At 66.1% G+C, this 1999-nt stretch carries 2 protein-coding genes; both read left to right on the forward strand.

The features are described from left to right. Positions 1 to 322 precede the first annotated feature (322 nt). Positions 323 to 853, forward strand: a complete 531-nt coding sequence (locus KCH48_RS41775; protein ID WP_210582868.1) for a peptidoglycan-binding protein — start codon at positions 323 to 325, stop codon at positions 851 to 853. A 293-nt stretch (positions 854 to 1146) separates the two neighbouring features. Then, the gene (locus KCH48_RS41780; RefSeq protein ID WP_210582869.1) at positions 1147 to 1851 is read left to right on the forward strand and encodes a peptidoglycan recognition family protein; all 705 of its coding nucleotides are present in this window, start codon (positions 1147 to 1149) and stop codon (positions 1849 to 1851) included. The last annotated feature ends 148 nt before the right edge of the window (positions 1852 to 1999 follow it).

Here is a 1999-nt window from a genome sequence, read left to right on the forward strand (position 1 = left end):
GCGTCGAGCGGGTTCTGCCCCTGGCGCGCGGCCTCCGGCCCCAGCAGCAGGGCCACACTGGTCAGCGCCGCCGCGATCAGCGCGTCGACGGCGAGGGGGCGGATCCGCATCGCAGCAGCGTAAGGCCGGTTCCGGTGGATGGGCGTCAAACTCCTGCGGTACCGCGGAAGTTGCAGGAACCGGGCGGCTACCGCGCTGGTCTGCGCCGGGGTTCAACCCCGCGTGGGACGCGGGTCGTACGGGGCGGACCGTACGTTCTGGGATCACAAGGATCCACCAGGGGTGGGTTCCACAGCCCTTCCTGTTTCCGCACGGGGGAATCATGCATGCACGAATCCCATGGCGTCTTACGACCGCGCTGACGGCCGCCGCGGCAGCGGTGGCGATCAGCGGCCTGACGGCCGCGCCCGCATCCGCCGGCAACAGCTACACCGGAGCTGCCTACGTAAGCGGCAAAGGCGGCTTCGCTGACGACTGGTACGACGAGGGCATCCTGTCGACCAGCACGAACACGAACTCCAACGCGACGTGTCTGTGGCAGAAGGTTCTGTGGGCGGATGGACTCCTCGCGTGGGAGGACATCGACGGGATATTCGGCCCGAAGACCCGCGACGCCACCCGGACGTTCCAGGCCAGGCACCATTTGGATGACGACGGTGTGGTGGGCGAGGACACGTTCGGCTGGGCGGGCAGCTACGGCAAGCTCGAGGACATCGATGGTGACACGACCGTCGACAGGTACATCGGCCCCCGGCACGGCTTCACCATCTGGCGGGACGGGGACGGGCACTACGGGTTCTATGACGACGGCGTCAAGCGGAGCGCGGGATACAACTACCGCACCTGCAGCTGACGAAGCCGGCTGAGTACTGCGGTCATCAGCTGGCACGTGAACCGCTGCACGGTCCGGGACCGGGATCCAACGGGTGTCTCATGACGCCCCGTACCGCTGGTCGCTCCCCGAGTTGGCTGTAGGGGCTTGCGCGTTGGCGGTGGTCCGCACCACCGCCATCCAGAGCCCGACGGTGACCGCCAGGGGTTCAGAAACAGGGGCGCGCCATCACCGCCTGCCGGTCCCGATCGCGGACACCGTCGCTGAGGTGAGCGCCTGACCGCAATGATCAAAATCCAACAAAGAGGGACAAGATGAGTGCACGAGAGTCTCATTGGCAGTCGACCGAACGGGAGTGGGCGCAGCGGACCGAGGTGGTCGGAGGGCAGAAGCTGACCAGGCCATCCGGTGAGCAGGTGCGTGAGGCCTTCGACGCGGAACCGCTCTCAACGCCGCGGATACCGAGGTTCATCTCCCGCTCGGAGTGGAGGGCCGCAGCGCCCACGCAGATCGACACCACCCACTTCTGGCCGGAATGGGGTGGCGTAGCAATCCACTACGAGGGCGGTGGGAAGGAGATGCGTCCGCAGCACACCCCCGACACAGCTCTGCCTCATTTCGACGACTGCTACTTCCAGGTGCGGCGCATCCAGCACGTGCACCAGCATCCCCTGCCGCTCGTCGGCGGCGAGCGGTACTGGGACATCGCCTATAACTACCTGGTCTGCCACCATGGGTACACCTTTGTCGGGCGCGGCATCGGCTCTCAGCCGGGGGCCAACGGCAGCCAGTGGCACAACGAACGCTACTACGCCATCTGCGGCCTGATCGGGTCCGATGACCCTCAGCCGTCGCAGGCGATGCTGGACGAGATCAAGGCCGTTGCCGACTGGGTCCGGACCTACGACCAGGCAGGTGCCCACGTCAAAGGGCGCCACGTCAAGGGGCATCGGGACTTCATCAAGACAGAATGCCCTGGCCAGCTTTACTCGTATATAGGCAAAGGCACCTTCGACTGACTCCGCTTTGAAACCCTGCTTCAGGGCTGGCGGGCAGTCCGCAGGACGCTTGCGAACACGAGCGCTGATGCCCCTCTGTACGGCTACTTGACGTGCGGAGCGGTTCCTGCGGCGGTGTCCGGGTCTCAGTCGGGTGTGGATGGGCTTC

Origin of the sequence: Streptomyces sp. GESEQ-4 (assembly GCF_017948455.1) — a bacterium.
Classification (GTDB): Bacteria; Actinomycetota; Actinomycetes; order Streptomycetales; family Streptomycetaceae; genus Streptomyces.

Coding starts and splice junctions, on each gene's coding strand:
- KCH48_RS41775 (WP_210582868.1), top strand. CDS start 323: ATGCATGCACGAATCCCATGGCGTCTTACGACCGCGCTGACGGCCGCC.
- KCH48_RS41780 (WP_210582869.1), top strand. CDS start 1,147: ATGAGTGCACGAGAGTCTCATTGGCAGTCGACCGAACGGGAGTGGGCG.